A 15,649-nucleotide genomic window follows, 5' to 3' on the forward strand; every position below is an offset into this window, starting at 1 on the left:
CGCCGCCGGCGCTCCCGCCCTGATCGGACCTCCGATCCGCGACGGCGCGCCGGCGGCGCGGCCGCAACGAGCTCAAGCCCTACGCCGACTGGGACGACGGCGGGCCGCAGACCGAGCTGAACTTCAAGTTCTATCGCCAGGCCACCAACAAGATCGACGGCATCTCCGACGAGGCCGCCGCTTATCGCGACGGCTTCTTCTGACGCGACCCGCGCGGTGGATGACGCCGACGGTCCCCGCATGACCCGCGCGGCGATGTCGTCACTCTCACCGAACGAGGCCGCAGCGTCCGCCGCGGACGAAGGCGATGGCGCCCACGCAGCCGCGCTGCGCGGCTGGCTGCTGGCGCTGCTGCGCCTCGCGGTGACCCATGACGACATGGATCGTGCCGAGGTGCTCACCGCCGCGCGCGGGCTCGACCGCCTCCGCGCGCCGAATGGCGCAGCGTCGTCGTTCCGCTTCTTCGCCGATCTCAGCACCACGCTGTGCGCCGCGATCGTCGACACCGCGCGGCCCGATCGCCGCGACATCCTGCGGCGGCACATCGGCCGCATCGCCGACCTGCGCCTGCGCCGCGCCTTCGCCGCCGCCGTCGACATCGAGCCGGCGACGGCCACCGACCGCTCGCCGACGCCGCCGAACCGCACGGCGCCGCAGCGCTCATCCGGCGGCCGCGCCGCCCCGCCGCGCGCCGCGCTGTGGCGCGGGCTGGGCTGAGGTTCAGCCGCCGAGATAGAACTCGGCCATCAGCGCCAGCGAGTTCTCGAACATGCCGACGCCGGTGAAGATGCGGCAGCCCTTCGCTTGCGCCTGCGCAAGCTGCGGCGTGATCTCCGGCATGGTGATGACGTCGCCGACGAAGGTCTGCGGCCGCAGCGCGTCCGCCGCAAACGGCAGCGGATCGTCGGCGCGCATGCCGCGCGGGGTGGCGTTGATCACCAGATCGAACGGCGCGGGATCGGCCGAGCCGGCGACGACCTTGCCGGCATGGACCTGCGACAGCCGCGCGATCAGCGCGTCGCGCTTGGCCACATCCGTATCGTGCACCGCGAGCGATGCCGCGCCGGCATCGAGCACGGCGAGCGCGATGGCGCTGCCCGCGCCGCCGGCGCCGACCAACAGCGCCCGCGCCCCCGGCAGCGTGCAGCCGGATGCGGCAAGGCCGCGGACATAGCCGAGGCCGTCGACCATGTCGCCATGCCAGCCCTCGGGCCCGCGTCGCACGACATTGACCGCGCCGAGAAAGCGCGCGCGGTCCGACAGCGTTGTGCAGCGCGCCGCGGCCGCGAACTTGTGCGGCACGGTAGCGATGAAGCCGGCGACGTTCTGCACCGTCGCGAGCGCCGCGATCGCGCCGTCGAACTGCGGCGGCGCGACATGCCAGGGCACCACCAGGATGTTGTGGCCGCGCCGCGTGAACTCCGCCGACAGTCCGGCAGGCGCCTTCACCTGGGCGATGGGATCGCCGAGAATCGGAATGAGGCGGCTGGCGCCGTCGAGCTGAACGGTCATTGCGGGTCTCCAAGGGAAGCCAAGAGGTCGCGCGCCGCCGTGCGCGCCTGGCGCGCCTGCTCGGCGAAGGGCAGCGCGGCGCGGCGGCTGTCCGGCGCCTCGATGCCGACAGGCACGTCGGCGGCGACCGCGCCAAGGAACGCCGCGAGCGGCAGGCCGCCCTCGCCAGGATAACAGCGCTCGCCGCGCGCCTCACGCTTCATCCCGGCGACGTCCGCCGGCGGCACGGCCGGCGCATCGCACAGATGCAGGTAGTGCAGCATCTCGCGCGGCAGCTGCGCGAGCTGTGCCGGCACGCCGCCGGAGCGGCTGAGATGCAGTGCATCGACCAGCAGCCCGGCATTGGGCTGCGCCGCGGCGCGCACAATATCCACGGCCTCGTCAAGGCAGCGCACCGCGCTGTAGGGAATGAACTCGAGCGAAGTCTTCAGGGCATGCTGCCGCGCCAGCTCGCTCAGATGCGCAAAGCGCTCGACGAGGCGCGCGCGCTCCGGGTCGTTGCCGACCACCACGACATAGGTCGCGCCGAGCTCGGCGCCGAACGCGAAGGCGGGGGCGATGTCAGCGACATGGGTCTCCGGCGTCAGCCAGAACGCTTCGATATCCAGCACCGTAAGCCCTGTGTCCGCAAGGCGCGCGCGGATGTCGCGCTGGTATGGCTTGTCGCCGATCACCGGCCGCATCGGCGCATCCGGCGTCGGCGGCACGGTGCGCAGGCCGACATGACTGAAGCGCGCCGCCGCCGCGGCATCGATCAGCGCGAGCGCGTCGGCCGTCATCAGCGTCAGATGCGCCAGGGAGAGATTTCGCAAAACCGTTCTCCTTCCGCGCGATGCAGGACGCGTCACGGCAGGATCGTGACCATCGGCAAGCCGCCGCGCGAGATCAAGATGGATGTTGTCGCCGGCATCGGCCGCAAGACGGCCACGCACGCGGCGGAACGCCGCTGCCGACCCCGCGATATTGACAGGGGCCACCGCTGCTGTAAACAATAATCGCTCAAATGTGCGAATATCGCACAAACCAAACGGGAGGACGACCACCGATGGGACACCTGTTTCTGCACGAGACGCTCGATCCGGTGCGCGCCGCCGGCGCGCACACGCGCTATCTCGATGAGCTCGGCGAGGTCGTCCGCAGGGAAGGCAACGCGGAGGGCTCCGCCGGCGGCGAGTGCATCGCCGCCTGGGCGCCGGTGTTCCTGACGGGCGACTGGCCGCGCATCATCACCTTCTGGGAAATGCCCGGCGGCTGGGACGGCTTCGGCCGCCATTTCGACGGCCATGACGATCTCTTCCACAAGCCGCTGGAGCGCTGGTACGGCGAGCGCACCGGCGGCTTCGACCGTGTGCTCGAAGGCACCGACTTCAGCCCGAGCCGTGCAGAGATCGAAGCACAAGCGCTGCGCGCGCCGGTGGTGCTGCAGGAAATCGTGAGCTTGCGCGCCGGCGGCGCCGACGACTATCTCGCCCGCCTCGGCGACGCCAAGGCTGCGATCGAGGCGAGCTGCCCGTTCGGCGTCATCGGCGGCTACCGCACGGCATTCCGCCACGGCACCGAGGTGATGCTGCTGTGGCGCTTTCCCGACATGACGACACTGACCCGCGCCGAGCGCCGGCCGGCGGATTTTCCGGCCTATGCCGCCTTCCTGGAGCGTGTGCGGGCCCAAACCATCACCCACACCGGGCTTGTGCTGCGGCCCACCGCGTGGTCGCTGTTGCGCTGACGCGCAGCGCAGCCAGCCCCTGATACTCTTCGCACCGGAGGACCCATGCGAACCAAATGGACGATGCTGACGCTGTGCTTTGTCGGCGTGCTCATCAACTACATCGACCGCACCAATTTCAGCCTCGGCGCGCCGCTGATGGCGCGCGAGCTCGGCTTCAGCCCGGCCACCATGGGCCTGCTGCTCGGCGCGTTCTACTGGCTGTACACGCTGGCGCTGCTGCCGGTCGGCGCGCTGATGGACCGCTTCGGCGTGCGCACCATCTATCCTGCGGCGATGATCTTCTGGTCGCTGGCCTCGGCGGCCACCGCGCTCGGCCAGGGCGTCGCCTCGATCTTCACTGCGCGCCTGCTGATGGGCGGCGGCGAGTCGGCGTCGTGGCCGGCCAACGCCAAGGTGGTCAGCCGCTGGTTTCCGCGGCCGCAACGCGGCACCGCGACCTCGCTGTGGCACGCCGGCATCGGCATCGGCTCGGCGGTGTCCTATCCGTTCGTCGCCTACCTCATCGCCTCGTTCGGCTGGCGCGCCTCGTTCGTCATCACCGGCTTCATGGGCGTGGTGTTCGGCCTGATCTGGATCGTCGCCTACCGCGATCCCAGGGTGGCGCAGGATGCCGCGCCACCGCCGACCGCCGCGCAGCCCGCGGCATCACGCCAGCACGCGCCGTGGTGGACGCTGCTGCGGCAGAAGACGGTGCTTGGCCTCGCCATCGGCTTCTTCTTCGTCAACGTCATCAACTCGTTTTTCCTGCTGTGGTTTCCGCTCTACCTCAGCGACGCGCGCGGCTTCTCGCTGAAGCAGATCGCGACCGTCGGCGCCCTGCCGTCGGTGTCGGCGATCGTCGGCGGCCTGCTCGGCGGCGTCGTGGCGGACGCGCTCTACAGGCGCGGCTGGTCGCTGACCGCGGCGCGCAAGACCTGTCTCGTCGGCGGCCTCATCGCTTCCTCGCTGATCGGCCCGGCGGCGATGACGGCGGACATCCCGCTCGCCATCGGCCTGTTCTGCATCGCCTATGCCGGCATCGCCTTCACCAGCTCCAACCTGCAGGCGCTGCCGCCGGAGGTGGCTGAGAGCGCCGACCGCGTCGGCACCGTGGCGGCGATCCAGACCGTCGGCGGCACGCTGGCCGGCATCATCTCGAGCTGGCTGATCGGCGTCGTCGTCGAGATCAACCACGGCTCCTATGTCGCGCCGACGCTGGCGGTCGCTGCCTGTGCGCTGCTCGGCGCGCTCAACTACCTGTTCGTGGTCGGCCGCATCGGACCAGACGCGAAAGCAAAGGCCGACGTCACGCCGGCCACGTTCGCGCCAGGAATGGCAGAACCGCGCTGAGCACCTCCGCGGGCGTCTCCTCGGCGAGGAGATGGCCCGCGGCGATGGTGTGCCCCTCGACCGCGTCGGCCCAGCCGCGCCACACAGCGACCGGATCCTTGTCGAACATCAGCCGCCCTTCCTCCCACAACACCTGCACCGGGCAGGCGAGCCTGCGGCCGGCGGCCCGGTCGGCGATGTCATGATCGAGGTCGATGCCGGCGCCGGCACGGTAATCTTCCATCATGGCGTGGCGCACTTCGGGCCGGCGAAACGCGTCGCGATAGGCCGCGACCGCCGTCTCCGACAGGCGGTCGCGATAGCGCGCCATCTTGCGCAGCGTCCAGTCCAGGAAATAGTCGGGATCGCCCGCCAGCAGCCGCTCGGGCAGATCATAGGGCTGCGCGAACAGGAACCAGTGATAGGCGCCGAGCGCGAACGCCTTGTCGACCCGTTCCCACATCTCGATCGAGGGGATCACGGTCAGCGAGGTGAAGGCGGCGACTGCGTCTGGATGATCGAGCGCGAGGCGGTAGCCGACGCGCGCGCCGCGGTCGTGGCCGATCACCGCAAAGCGATCGAAACCAAAATGCCGCATCACCGCAAGCTGGTCGGCGGCCATCGCGCGCTTCGAATGGTTGACATGGGCGGCGTCGCCCTGCGGACCGCGGCTGTCGCCATAGCCGCGCAGGTCGGTCGCGACCACGGTGTAGCGCTCGGCAAGCTGCGGCGCGATGCGGTGCCAGGCGAGATGGGTCTGCGGATAGCCGTGCAGCAGCAGCAGCGGCGGCCCCTCGCCGGCGGTCCAGGCCGCGATGCGCGCCTCCCCGGCGTCGACATTATGGCGCACAAAGGGCTCGAAAAGACGATCGCTCATGGCTATTACTTCCTCATGCTGGGGTGGCGCTCGCGTCGCCTAGTGATGACGAACCGGCGCGGACCTTGCGCCCGAACAGGTTGATGAAACGTATGGCGGACGCTCTTCCGACGACACCTGATCGCGACGGCCAGAAATTCGTCGCCGGTTTCGCGCGCGGGCTCGCGGTGATCGAAGCGTTCGGGCCGGAGCACCGCAGCCTCAGCGTCGCCGAGGTCGCCGGCATCACCGGGCTCGACCGCGCGGTGGCGCGGCGGCTGCTGCTGACCCTCGTGGAACTCGGCTTCGCCACCGTGGAGAAGAAGCAGTTCGCGCTCACCAGCAACGTGCTGCGCCTCGGCTACACCTATCTCGCCTCGCTCGGCCTCGACAGCCGCCTGCAGCCGCATCTCGACCGGCTGTCCGCCACGGTCGGCGAAGCGGTGTCGGTGTCGGTGCTTAGCGGCAACGAGGTCGTGTTTGTCGCGCGCTCGGAAGCGCCCGGCGGCAGCATCGCCTATGTTCTCAAGGCCGGGCTGAAGCTGCCGGCGTTCTCCTCGTCGTCGGGCCGCGTGCTGCTGGCGGCGAAGAGCGACGACGACGTCACCGCGCTGCTGCAGGCGACGAAAATCGAAGCCCGTACGCCCAAAACCATCACCGACCGCAAGCAGGTGCTCGACCTCGTGCGCAAGGCCCGCGAGCGCGGCTATGCCACCAACGACCAGGAGCTCGAACTCGAGCTGTTCGGCCTGTCCGTGCCGATCCGCAACCGCGCCGGCGGCACCGTCGCCTCGCTCAACGTCAATTCGCAGGCCCGCCGCGTCACCGCCAAGCGCATCACCGACACCCTGCTGCCGGCCATGCGCGCCTGCGCCCAGGAGATTTCCGGCGTGCTGCTGTAGGGCGCGCTGCTGTAGGAGACGTCGATACAAGACGCGCTGCTGCACGACATATTCGCTCCCCGCGGAAACGAATGCCGTCGCTCCCATTTCTGCGTCATGGCCGGGCTTGACCCGGCCATCCAGCTTCCCTGCCAATCCGCCCGAAAGCTGGATCACCGGGTCTCGACGCTTGCGCGTCGGCCCGGTGATGACGCCGAGAGATAGGACGCGACGCATACACTGATCGCACTGACCGGGCCTCATCCTTCGAGACGCCCGCTGCGCGGGCTCCTCAGGATGAGGAGTAGATGTACGCGCGGCCCGCTCAGAACGATGCTTCCACCGCATTATTCCGTCATGGCCGGGCTCGTCCCGGCCATCCACGTCTTCGCTGCCGTTCGTCAAAAAAGGACGTGGATGCCTGGCACAAGGCCGGGCATGACGGAGAGAACAGGATCGTCTGCGCGAGCGAGGATCATCGTAGCCTACGCTTAGAGGAACGAACGGCGACAACAGCCTCTCATCCCGTGTCACGAACCGATCAACTCCTGCAACGTCCGCGCCAGCAGCTCCGGCGCCGACACCATGACATCATGGCCCTGCTGCAGCTCGACATAACGCCAGTCCGGCGCGGCCTTGATGCGGGCGCGGGTGGCGTCGAAGACGTCGAGCTTGGGCGCCATGCAGGCGATGTAGGCCGGGTGCGGCGGATGGGCGTGGCGGCCGCCGAGGTCGAGCGGCTGCAGATAGGTCTTCGCCGGCTGCGGCGTCATGCGGCGTGTCACCCAGGCCGCTTGTGCCGGATCAGACAAGCCGAACGCCGCCGCCGGCAGCGGCGGCAAGGTCGCGGCGCCGTCGTGCGCGACGCTGTCACGGATCTCCTGCGCCCGCGCGTCGCCGGCATAGGTCGCGACAACATCGCCATGCTCCGGCACGAAGGCGTCGAGGTAGATCACTTGCGCAATCGTGTCTGGCAGCCGCGCCGCGGCGCCGCGCACCACGAAGCCGCCATAGCTGTGTCCGACCAGCACCACACGGTCCAGCTCTTCCGCCGTGATGTGCGCGGTGACGTCGGCGATATGGGTGTCGAGCTCGACCGCCGCCGACTGCAGATGGGCACGCTCGCCAAGGCCGGTGAGCGTCGGCGCGGAAACACGATGGCCCGCGGCCGCGAGTAACCGCGCGACGTGCCGCCAGCGCCAGCCGCCGTGCCAGGCGCCATGCACCAGCACGATGTCGCGGGCGTTCGCGGACGCCGCCGAAGCAGAGGTCATGACATGTCCTTTCATCGTCGCGAGCACGACGCCCGCCGCGGTCAGCTGCATCAGTTGCCGGCGGTCCATCACCGCCTCCGTCACGTCGCCGGTGGACGGTAGCCGCGCCGGCTGCGCGGCGTCAGCGCGCCATAGAGCGGCCAGTGCCTGACGACGCCGAGGCCATCGAGCAGCGCCTGAAAGTCGGCGAGATGACCGGGCACCGCGCGCACCGCCGCCGCCGGCACAGCGCGCTGCAGCGCGAACGCTGCCAGCGCACCGGCCGCCTCGCCAATGCTCCATTCCACGGGATGGACGCGATAGGCGCCGTTGGTGATGCGGGTGGTGCCGATGTTCTTGCACGCCGGAATGAGATTTTGGACACGCACCGGCAGCAGCGCACCGAGCGGGATCTCGAACGGATAAGTGTCGATATCGACGGTGTCGCGCGTGCCGGTGGTTGAGGGATGCAGGTCGATGCGGTACGCGCCGACACCGACGCTGTCGGCAAAGCTCTCGGCGCGATCGTGGCCAGGCCGCGCCGCGACGCCGATGTGCTGCTCCAGCACTGTGAACTGCGCACGGATGCGATAGCCCTCGCGGTAGTAGGCCTGCTTGGCGAGACCGTCAGTGGTGCCGAGTACGTCGCCGCGCAGCCGCAGGCCGGCATAGCCGGCGCCGCCGTCGGCGCGTGGCGCGTCGGTCTGCATCCAGTAGAGAAACGCGAGGCTGAACTGGCGGGCTTCGGCGAGCGCGGCCGCGCTCTCGTCCGCCGACACGCCGACCGCGGGCTTCAGCCAGTAATCCATCTGCGGCCAGTTGGCGATGGTGATGTCGCTGGCATAGGCGCCGGGCAGGAAATTCCTGCGCCAGGCGATACGGCGGGCGTGCCAGAGATCGAACAGGTATTCCTCGTCGGTGTCGCCTGTGAACAGCTTGCGGTCGAGCGGGCGATGGGTGACGTGATCGCTCACGGTCCAGCCGAACTGCGGCCCCGGCCAGAACGGCAGCGCCAGATCGCGAAAGCGCGTGTAGTCGGCCGGCTTGTCGATGCGATGGTCCTCGCCCGGCCGGTAATCGAGCGCGAAGCACCAGGTCAGCGCCTGCTGGTCCAGCGGATCGGCGGGCCCCTGAATGGCGTTGGGCTCGCCGGTGTCGGCCTGCGCCTCGGCGCCGACGACATGCTCGACACCGGCAAGCGGCAGCAGTTCGCCAGTCTCGGTGGCGTCGATCACGATGGCCGCGGAGATCACCACCGCACGACCGCTTTCGAGATCGAGCGCCTCGACGCCCCGCACGCGATCGCCATCGGTCGGCACCGCCGTGACGCGATGACGCCGCAGGATCGTCAGCCGGCCGGCGCCGACGAACGGCGCCAGCAGCGCATCGATCGCGCGCACCGCCACGATCGGCTCGCAGCACAGCGTGCCGACATTGCCGCCGCCGGGATTGAGGATCAGCCGCGCCCGCGCCTCGGCGGTCAGCGGAGTGTGCGCGCGGTAGATCTCACGGATCTGGCGGCGTAGCTCGGCATAGCTCTGCGAGGTGACGACGCTTTCCGCCCACGGATGCTCGTCGAGCGGCACGCCCTGTGCGGTGAGCTGGCCACCGAGCCAGTCGAGCTCCTCGACCAGCACGACGCGGCGGCCGAGGCGCGCCGCGGTCAGCGCCGCGCAGACACCGCCAAGCCCGCCGCCGACGACCACGATATCCGTTGCAAGCTCCGTCACGCGTCTCATCCCTCTCGCTTCGTCTGATGTCACTTCTTCGCCACGGGCGGCGGCAGCCGCGGCAGCAGCGGCTCGACCGCGAGGCCGAGCGCCAGCAGCTCGCCGTCATGCCTGGGCAGCACCGCGAACGATACGCCGAGCGGCAGTTGCCGGCCCGACAGCCCCATCGGCAGCGTCAGCGCCGCCAGCGAGCCCTTGGTGAGGAAGTTGGTGTTGTTGATGTAAGCCTTCCAGGTCGGGATGGTGGTGCCGTCCATGGTGATGGTATCGTCGGAGCCAACGATCGGCCGCGCGTCTGTGAGCGTGGTCGGGAACGCGAGCGCGGTCAGCTTGTGGGCCGCGAAGGCGTCGCGAAACACATTCTCCAACACCGGCTTGAAGGTGAGCGCGACATCATAAGCCTCGCGCGTCGGGCTCGCCGGTCCGACGATCCGGGTCTGGTAATCCTTGATGAGATCCGGACTGCGGATCCCTGCGACGAGTTGCTCGAACGACACCCCGACATGGTAGCGCGCGAGAAATGCCGGCACCTGCGTCTTCAGCTCATAGGGCGTGATCGGCCCAAAACCCTTTTCCGCCTCGACGAGGCCGGGCAGCTCGACATCGACGACCTCGACGCCGGCCTTCTTCAATTGCGTCAGCACATCCTCGAACTGCGCCCGGCTCTCCGTGTCGGCGACGTCGACGAACAGGCGGCGCGGCACGCCGATGCGCAGGCCCTTGAGCTCGGCCGGCGCAATCGTCTCATGGCTCTGCGCCAGCACCGCGTCGACCAGGACGATGTCGGCCACCGAATGGGCGATCGGACCGAGCGTGTCGCGGGTCGGCGACACCGGCAGCACGCCGTCCATGGGATAGCGCCCGACGCTCGGGCGATAACCGACCGCGCCGTTGAGCGCCGCCGGGATCAGCACCGAACCGCCGGTGTCGGTGCCGATCGCGACGGACACCAGCCGCGCGCCGACCGCAGCTCCCGCACCGCCGCTCGAGCCGCCGGCGAAGCAGGTGGCGTCATAGGCGTTGCGCACCGGGCCGAACACAGCGTTGTTGCTGGTGACGCCCCCGGCGAGTTCGTGGAGATTGAGCTTGCCGACGATGACCGCGCCCTGGTCGATCAGGCGCTGCACGGCGGACGCCGTCTGCGTCGGCACGAAGCCCTTGGTCGCCGAAGTGCCGAAGGTCGCGCCCTGCCCGGCCACCAGCACGTTGTCCTTGATCGCGATCGGCAGCCCCGCGAGCACACCCGGTGTCGCCCGGCCCATGCACGCCGGCAGATCCTTCGGCGCGCGGGTGCTGATGAAGGCGTTGTGGCCATCGGCGGCGATGCGACCGAGCGTTGCGGTGGCGACGGCGCAGGCGTCCCAGGTGTTCGCGGCGACCCCGGCGACGACGTCGCGCGCCGACAGCATGGCGATGTCAGGCGCCTCGGCCGCCACGGCCGCGCCTGCCGTCATCATGCATCCCACCGCCGCCGCCATTGCAAGCCTCGTGCTGCGTCCGCCCATCGCCGCCCTCCCGTCCTGTGGCGCCGTTGGCGCGCCTGACGGGGGAAGCCTTATCGCCGGGAATGCACCATGTCAAATTATCGCTCATATGTGCGATTATCGCACATATTTTATTCGTGCCTTCAATTCACAGATCATGTTCCCCCGGCCGGTCTGGCCATTGGCGTGGCGACCGCCACATCAAAGCGCTCAGACACAGGAGATCGACATATGGACTATCGGCGTCTCGGCGCATCCGGGCTCAAGGTGCCCGCCCTGTCATTCGGAGCCGGCACGTTCGCCGGCTCCGGCCCGCTGTTCGGCGCCTGGGGCACGACCGACGCCAGGGAGGCGCGGCGGCTCATCGACATCTGCCTCGATGCCGGGCTCAACCTGTTCGACACCGCCGACGTCTATTCCAACGGCGCATCGGAAGAGGTGCTCGGCGAAGCCATCAAGGGCCGGCGCGACAAGGTGCTGATCTCGACCAAGACAAGCCTGCCGATGGGCGATGGCCCGAACGACGCCGGCTCGTCGCGGCCGCGCCTGATCACCGCGGTCGACAACGCATTGCGCCGCATGAACATCGACCACATCGACCTGCTGCAGCTGCACGCCTTCGACGCCTACACCCCGGTCGAGGAGGTATTGTCGACCCTCGACACCCTCGTGCGCGCCGGCAAGCTGCGTTATGTCGGCGTCTCCAACTTTGCCGGCTGGCAGTTGATGAAGTCGCTGGCGGCCGCCGAGCGCCACGGCACCCCGCGCTATGTCGCGCATCAGGTTTATTATTCGCTGGTCGGCCGCGACTACGAGTGGGAGCTGATGCCGCTCGGCCTCGACCAGAACGTCGGCGCGCTGGTATGGAGCCCGCTCGGCTGGGGCCGCCTCACCGGCAAGATCCGCCGCGGCCAGCCGCTGCCCGCCGGCAGCCGGCTGCACCAGACCGCCGAGTTCGGCCCGCCGGTCGACGACGAGCGGCTCTATGCTGTCATCGACGTGCTCGAAGCGATCGCGCAGGAGACGGGAAAGAGCGTGCCGCAGATCGCCATCAACTGGCTGCTGCGCCGCCCGACGGTGTCATCCGTGATCATCGGCGCCCGCAACGAGGAGCAGTTGCGCCAGAACCTCGGCGCGGTGGGCTGGGAGCTGACCGCCGAGCAGGTGGCGCGGCTCGATGCGGCGAGCGCGGTCACCGCGCCCTACCCTTATTTTCCGTATTACCGCCAGGAAGGTTTTGCGCGCATCAACCCACCGGTGGCGTGAGATCGACGCCGCGCAGCGGGCGCGACAACAGTGCCCGCTGCGCGATGTCGACGGTACGTTCGGGATCGGCGAGCCCGGCGACGCGGCGCCGTCCCCTGCGCAGGCCCGTCAAGCGGCGATATCCCTGTCACGGGTTTCCGGCAGCAGGAGAAGTCCGACAACCAAGGCTCCGGCCGCAAACGCCACCGGGTACCACAGGCTGAAGAACATGTTGCCGCCCGCGATGTTCATCGCTGACGTCATCGCAGACATCAGGCCGCCGATCCAGCCCGCGGCGATCTGGTAAGGCAGCGACATCGCGGTATAGCGGATACTGATCGGAAACAGCTCGACGATGCCGGCGGCCGCGGGCCCCTGCACCATCTGTCCCAGCAGCACCAGAACGACAAGCAAGCCGACCACCTGCAACGCGCGACCCTGCAACAGGTCGCCCACCGACGACAGACGCAGGATCGAGGGATCACCGACCGTCGGATAGCCGGCCGCCTTGACACGCGCGGCGAGCTTGTTCGTGAACGCGGAATCGACCGAGATCGTCTCCTGTCCGATCGTCACCGTGGTCGGGGCGCCTGCCGGCAGGCTGACATTGGCGTAGGTCACCGACAATCGTGTCAGCGTGGCCTTGGCGACGTCGCAGGGGCTGGTGAACCGGGCCGTCCCCGCCGGATTGAACTGGAACGAGCACGTTGCAGGATCGGCGTTGACGCTGACGGAAATGGTGCGTTGAGCGTGATCGAGCGCCGGATTCGCCAGCTCAGCCAGAATGTGGAAAATGCTCAAAGAGGCAACCACCGCAATGGCGCAACCGGCGAGGATGATCGGCTTGCGGCCAACACGGTCGGACCACCAGGCGAAGAAGACGCAGCCGGCGACGCCGACGATTGTCGCGGTGACAACCAGCAGGTTCGCCGAATAGCTGTCGACCTTCAGCGAGATCGTCAGGAACGCAAGAATATAGAACGTACCGACGGAGCCGAGCACGGCGGTCGCGGCGCTCATGCCGAACAGCGCGATCAGCCCGAGGCGGATGTTGCTCCAGCGGCCCAGCGCCTCGCGCAACGGCGCGCGCGATTGGCGGCCCTCGGCCTTCATCTTGAGGAACGCCGGGCTCTCCTCGAGCCCCAGCCGGAGCAACAGCGACACCACCAGCAGCGGTGCCGAGGCGAGCAACGGAATGCGCCAGCCCCACAGCCTGAACTGCGTATCGTCGAGCATACTCTGGGTGATCATGACCACCGCCAGCGCGAGCAGCAGGCCGAGCGTGATGCTCGCCGGGATGCAGCCGACATAGAAGCCACGCCGGCCCGGCGGCGCATGCTCGGCGACATAGATCGCCGCACCGCCGAACCCGCCGCTGATGGCAAGGCTCTGCAGGATGCGCGAGCCGACGAGGATGATCGGCGCGGCGATGCCGATCTTATCCGACGTCGGCAGCAGGCCGACGATCAGTGTCGACGCGCCCACGATCACGACCGTCGCGAAAAAGGCGGGCTTGCGGCCCACCAGGTCGCCGAATCGGCCCCACACCAGCGCGCCGAACGGGCGCACCAGGAGGCCGACGTAAATCGTCAGCTGCGCGAAGATGCTGCGGATCGTATCGTCGAACTGACCGAAAAACTTGATGCCCAGGATCATGGCGAGCGCGCCATAGAGAAAGAAATCGTACCATTCCAGGATCGTACCGACGCTCGAAGCGATGATGACCCGCCGCTCGTCCCTCGTCATCCGCGTCGTCTCAACAGGCGCGGATGCATTGACCAAAGTCGACATATGAAATTTCCCCCCAGACAAAAATCGAAAGGCCCGTTGCGCCCACGATCTCGACCGGCGTGCACGATCCACCGCAGCGGATCATCACCACCGGCCTCGTCTCAAGCGCTGCGCCAGCTGGCAACCCCGCCGACGGCATCTCTGCCGGTAGCACCACCATCGGTGCACCGGCAAGGCTTGCGGATGCGATCGGCGGCCGGAAGCCGGCAATGCCGCAGCATGATGCGGGCGTGCAGATCAAACCGCTGGTATCGGAGTCCGTCGCAGCCGGCGAAAGGTAGATGGCAACCGTCGGCGGCGATATGGTCGCGCGCGGATTACCGCTCGCACCAGACGCGGCGCCGTTGCTGGTGCAACGCAACACACAGCGGCCAGGCCGACGATGAGAACAGTCGAGCCGGATCGAACGACCAGCGTCAGCGATCCGACACCATCTGCAGCGCGCGGAACGTCAGCCGCTTGGCATCATGGATGCCCGACAGGTACAGCTTCATAATGCAGTCGGATACCGCCTTGCGGTCGCATCCGGTCAACGACACCACGGCCTCGACGGCCATCTTCTGCGCGTCCATGTGGCTTCCTCACACAGCTCGCCCGGCCCGACCATCATGGTGAGCATCCGGTTAACGGACCGTTCCTTTCGCTGATTTGCGGCGTCCCCGTCACTACGTGGAATTGCGCACCCGGTGCCTGCAGCAACGGGCGCGCGGGCCTCATCCTTCGAGACGGCTGCGATGCAGCTGTGCGGCACGCGAGTAGCCACACCCAATGCGTCATTGCCGGACTTGATCCGGCAATCCAGCTGGCTCACCCCACGGCGAGAAGCTCAAAGCTGGATCACCGGGCCTCGACGCTTCGCGTCGGCCCGGTGATGACACCGAGAACGGAGAGCCGCATCGTTCCCAGGGCGACAGTCAACGCCATCGACATGGCAGAGACCTGATGCCTCAACGCCCTGCTCCTCAGCTTCGCTCCCCCTCCTTCGGCTGGTACCGCGCCTCGATCTCCGCCCAGCGTTCGAAGCCGACGATCGACTTGTAGTCCTCGAAGCCGACGCCCTTGCCGGCGAAGCCGATGTCGCCGCGGGCGAGGCTGTCATAGACGTTCTGCATGGCGCGCACCGCATGCATCAGCGCCGAGATGCCGTAGATCACGATGCGAAAGCCGAGGTCCTCGAGCTCCGCCGGGCGCAGCAGCGGCGTGCGGCCGCCTTCCAGCATGTTGGCGAGCTGCGGCACGTCGAAAGTGCGGCCGATCACTGCCATCTCCTCGACGCTGGTCGGCGCCTCGATGAACAGCGCGTCGGCGCCGGCGCGGGCGTAGCGCTCGCCGCGGCGCAGCGCCTCGTCGAGGCCATAGACCTCGCGCGCGTCGGTGCGGGCGATGATGTAGGTGTCGCGGTTGATGCGGTTCTCGGCCGCAGCGCGGATGTTGGCCTCCATCTGCGCGCTGGACAGCAGTTGTTTGCCGGCGATGTGGCCGCAGCGCTTGGGCGACACCTGGTCCTCGAAGAACACCGCCTGCGCGCCGAGCCGCTCGTAGAAGTTGATGGCGTGCACCACCGTCTTGACGTCGCCATAGCCGTTGTCGGCATCGACCAGCACCGGCAGGTCGGAGCCGGCCATGGTGTCGCGGATGCCAGCGCCGATCTCGCCGAGCGCGACGAGGCCGATATCCGGCACGCCATAGCGCGCGCCGACCAGCGGAAAGCCGCCGATGAAATAGGCCTTGAAGCCGGCGCGCTGGATCAGCCGCGCGCTGATGGCATCGTGGGCGCCGGGCAGCACCAGCGGCCGCTCGCTGGCCACCAGCTGTCGAAACGTGGTCATCGGTCGAAGATCTCCTGTGGTCCGTCCGCCA

At 68.6% G+C, this 15,649-nt stretch carries 16 protein-coding genes; 6 read left to right on the plus strand and 10 right to left on the minus strand.

What is annotated here, in order from left to right:
* Nucleotides 1-216 precede the first annotated feature (216 nt).
* Entirely contained in the window at nt 217-717 is a 501-nt protein-coding gene (locus AB4Z37_RS08320; RefSeq protein WP_441516235.1) for a hypothetical protein, read from the plus strand.
* Nucleotides 718-720: 3 nt separating this feature from the next.
* Here the strand turns inward: AB4Z37_RS08320 and AB4Z37_RS08325 are convergent, their stop codons facing one another.
* Together AB4Z37_RS08325 and AB4Z37_RS08330 are read right to left on the minus strand one after the other, a co-directional pair.
* The gene (locus tag AB4Z37_RS08325) at nt 721-1,512 is read right to left on the minus strand and encodes a shikimate dehydrogenase family protein (RefSeq protein WP_441516236.1); all 792 of its coding nucleotides are present in this window, start codon (nt 1,510-1,512) and stop codon (nt 721-723) included.
* Complete coding sequence (locus AB4Z37_RS08330) at nt 1,509-2,324, minus strand: sugar phosphate isomerase/epimerase family protein (RefSeq protein WP_441516237.1); 816 nt, start codon at nt 2,322-2,324, stop codon at nt 1,509-1,511. The genes AB4Z37_RS08325 and AB4Z37_RS08330 overlap by 4 nt, the downstream gene beginning before the upstream one ends.
* A 233-nt stretch (nt 2,325-2,557) precedes the next feature.
* Here AB4Z37_RS08330 and AB4Z37_RS08335 point away from each other — a divergent pair, with 233 nt between their 5' ends.
* Nucleotides 2,558-3,238 carry a hypothetical protein gene (locus AB4Z37_RS08335; RefSeq protein ID WP_441516238.1) on the plus strand — a complete coding sequence of 227 codons (681 nt, stop codon included), beginning with the start codon at nt 2,558-2,560 and terminating at the stop codon, nt 3,236-3,238.
* A 45-nt stretch (nt 3,239-3,283) separates the two neighbouring features.
* Nucleotides 3,284-4,570, plus strand: a complete 1,287-nt coding sequence (locus AB4Z37_RS08340) for an MFS transporter (RefSeq protein ID WP_441516239.1) — start codon at nt 3,284-3,286, stop codon at nt 4,568-4,570.
* Here AB4Z37_RS08340 and AB4Z37_RS08345 read toward each other — a convergent pair.
* Nucleotides 4,527-5,426: an alpha/beta fold hydrolase gene (locus AB4Z37_RS08345; protein WP_441516240.1), complete on the minus strand. Its 900-nt coding sequence runs from the start codon at nt 5,424-5,426 to the stop codon at nt 4,527-4,529. The genes AB4Z37_RS08340 and AB4Z37_RS08345 overlap by 44 nt on opposite strands.
* Nucleotides 5,427-5,518: 92 nt before the next feature.
* Here AB4Z37_RS08345 and AB4Z37_RS08350 point away from each other — a divergent pair, with 92 nt between their 5' ends.
* A complete protein-coding gene (locus AB4Z37_RS08350) occupies nt 5,519-6,307 on the plus strand; it encodes an IclR family transcriptional regulator domain-containing protein (protein WP_441516241.1) in 789 nt (262 codons plus the stop codon).
* 509 nt (nt 6,308-6,816) lie between these two features.
* Here the strand turns inward: AB4Z37_RS08350 and AB4Z37_RS08355 are convergent.
* From AB4Z37_RS08355 to AB4Z37_RS08365, 3 genes are read right to left on the minus strand one after another with little or no spacing between them, the layout of a single operon-like run.
* Nucleotides 6,817-7,629 (minus strand): alpha/beta fold hydrolase, encoded by an 813-nt coding sequence (locus AB4Z37_RS08355; RefSeq protein ID WP_441516242.1) that lies wholly within the window; start codon nt 7,627-7,629, stop codon nt 6,817-6,819.
* An 11-nt stretch (nt 7,630-7,640) separates the two neighbouring features.
* The gene (locus tag AB4Z37_RS08360; protein ID WP_441516243.1) at nt 7,641-9,269 is read right to left on the minus strand and encodes an FAD-dependent oxidoreductase; all 1,629 of its coding nucleotides are present in this window, start codon (nt 9,267-9,269) and stop codon (nt 7,641-7,643) included.
* 29 nt (nt 9,270-9,298) lie between these two features.
* Entirely contained in the window at nt 9,299-10,726 is a 1,428-nt protein-coding gene (locus tag AB4Z37_RS08365) for an amidase family protein (protein ID WP_441516244.1), read from the minus strand.
* A 258-nt stretch (nt 10,727-10,984) separates the two neighbouring features.
* Here AB4Z37_RS08365 and AB4Z37_RS08370 point away from each other — a divergent pair, with 258 nt between their 5' ends.
* A complete protein-coding gene (locus tag AB4Z37_RS08370) occupies nt 10,985-12,019 on the plus strand; it encodes an aldo/keto reductase (protein ID WP_441516245.1) in 1,035 nt (344 codons plus the stop codon).
* Here the strand turns inward: AB4Z37_RS08370 and AB4Z37_RS08375 are convergent.
* Nucleotides 12,000-12,131: a hypothetical protein gene (locus tag AB4Z37_RS08375; RefSeq protein ID WP_441516246.1), complete on the minus strand. Its 132-nt coding sequence runs from the start codon at nt 12,129-12,131 to the stop codon at nt 12,000-12,002. The two genes, AB4Z37_RS08370 and AB4Z37_RS08375, sit on opposite strands and share 20 nt — an antisense overlap.
* On the minus strand, nt 12,128-13,744 hold the full coding sequence (locus tag AB4Z37_RS08380) for an MFS transporter (protein WP_441516247.1): 1,617 nt from the start codon (nt 13,742-13,744) through the stop codon (nt 12,128-12,130). Before AB4Z37_RS08380 ends, AB4Z37_RS08375 begins: the two co-directional genes overlap by 4 nt.
* A gap of 104 nt (nt 13,745-13,848) precedes the next feature.
* On the opposite strand from AB4Z37_RS08380, the gene AB4Z37_RS08385 reads away from it, so the two are divergent.
* Entirely contained in the window at nt 13,849-14,070 is a 222-nt protein-coding gene (locus AB4Z37_RS08385; RefSeq protein WP_441516248.1) for a hypothetical protein, read from the plus strand.
* Nucleotides 14,071-14,205: 135 nt separating this feature from the next.
* On the opposite strand, the gene AB4Z37_RS08390 is transcribed toward AB4Z37_RS08385, so the two are convergent.
* Nucleotides 14,206-14,361, minus strand: coding sequence for a hypothetical protein (locus tag AB4Z37_RS08390; RefSeq protein ID WP_441516249.1), 156 nt, complete (start codon nt 14,359-14,361; stop codon nt 14,206-14,208).
* A 390-nt stretch (nt 14,362-14,751) separates the two neighbouring features.
* Nucleotides 14,752-15,618, minus strand: a complete 867-nt coding sequence (locus tag AB4Z37_RS08395; RefSeq protein WP_441516250.1) for an isocitrate lyase/PEP mutase family protein — start codon at nt 15,616-15,618, stop codon at nt 14,752-14,754.
* Between the last annotated feature and the right edge of the window lie 31 nt (nt 15,619-15,649).

The organism is Bradyrhizobium sp. 2TAF24 (assembly GCF_052115025.1).
GTDB lineage: Bacteria > Pseudomonadota > Alphaproteobacteria > Rhizobiales > Xanthobacteraceae > Bradyrhizobium_A.

Excerpts from the sequence above, each read along its gene's own strand:
- AB4Z37_RS08325 (WP_441516236.1), bottom strand. The coding sequence starts at position 1,512 with ATGACCGTTCAGCTCGACGGCGCCAGCCGCCTCATTCCGATTCTCGGC.
- AB4Z37_RS08335 (WP_441516238.1), top strand. The coding sequence starts at position 2,558 with ATGGGACACCTGTTTCTGCACGAGACGCTCGATCCGGTGCGCGCCGCC.
- AB4Z37_RS08340 (WP_441516239.1), top strand. The coding sequence starts at position 3,284 with ATGCGAACCAAATGGACGATGCTGACGCTGTGCTTTGTCGGCGTGCTC.
- AB4Z37_RS08345 (WP_441516240.1), bottom strand. The coding sequence starts at position 5,426 with ATGAGCGATCGTCTTTTCGAGCCCTTTGTGCGCCATAATGTCGACGCC.
- AB4Z37_RS08350 (WP_441516241.1), top strand. The coding sequence starts at position 5,519 with ATGGCGGACGCTCTTCCGACGACACCTGATCGCGACGGCCAGAAATTC.
- AB4Z37_RS08355 (WP_441516242.1), bottom strand. The coding sequence starts at position 7,629 with ATGGACCGCCGGCAACTGATGCAGCTGACCGCGGCGGGCGTCGTGCTC.
- AB4Z37_RS08365 (WP_441516244.1), bottom strand. The coding sequence starts at position 10,726 with ATGATGACGGCAGGCGCGGCCGTGGCGGCCGAGGCGCCTGACATCGCC.
- AB4Z37_RS08370 (WP_441516245.1), top strand. The coding sequence starts at position 10,985 with ATGGACTATCGGCGTCTCGGCGCATCCGGGCTCAAGGTGCCCGCCCTG.
- AB4Z37_RS08380 (WP_441516247.1), bottom strand. The coding sequence starts at position 13,744 with ATGACGAGGGACGAGCGGCGGGTCATCATCGCTTCGAGCGTCGGTACG.
- AB4Z37_RS08390 (WP_441516249.1), bottom strand. The coding sequence starts at position 14,361 with ATGGACGCGCAGAAGATGGCCGTCGAGGCCGTGGTGTCGTTGACCGGA.
- AB4Z37_RS08395 (WP_441516250.1), bottom strand. The coding sequence starts at position 15,618 with ATGACCACGTTTCGACAGCTGGTGGCCAGCGAGCGGCCGCTGGTGCTG.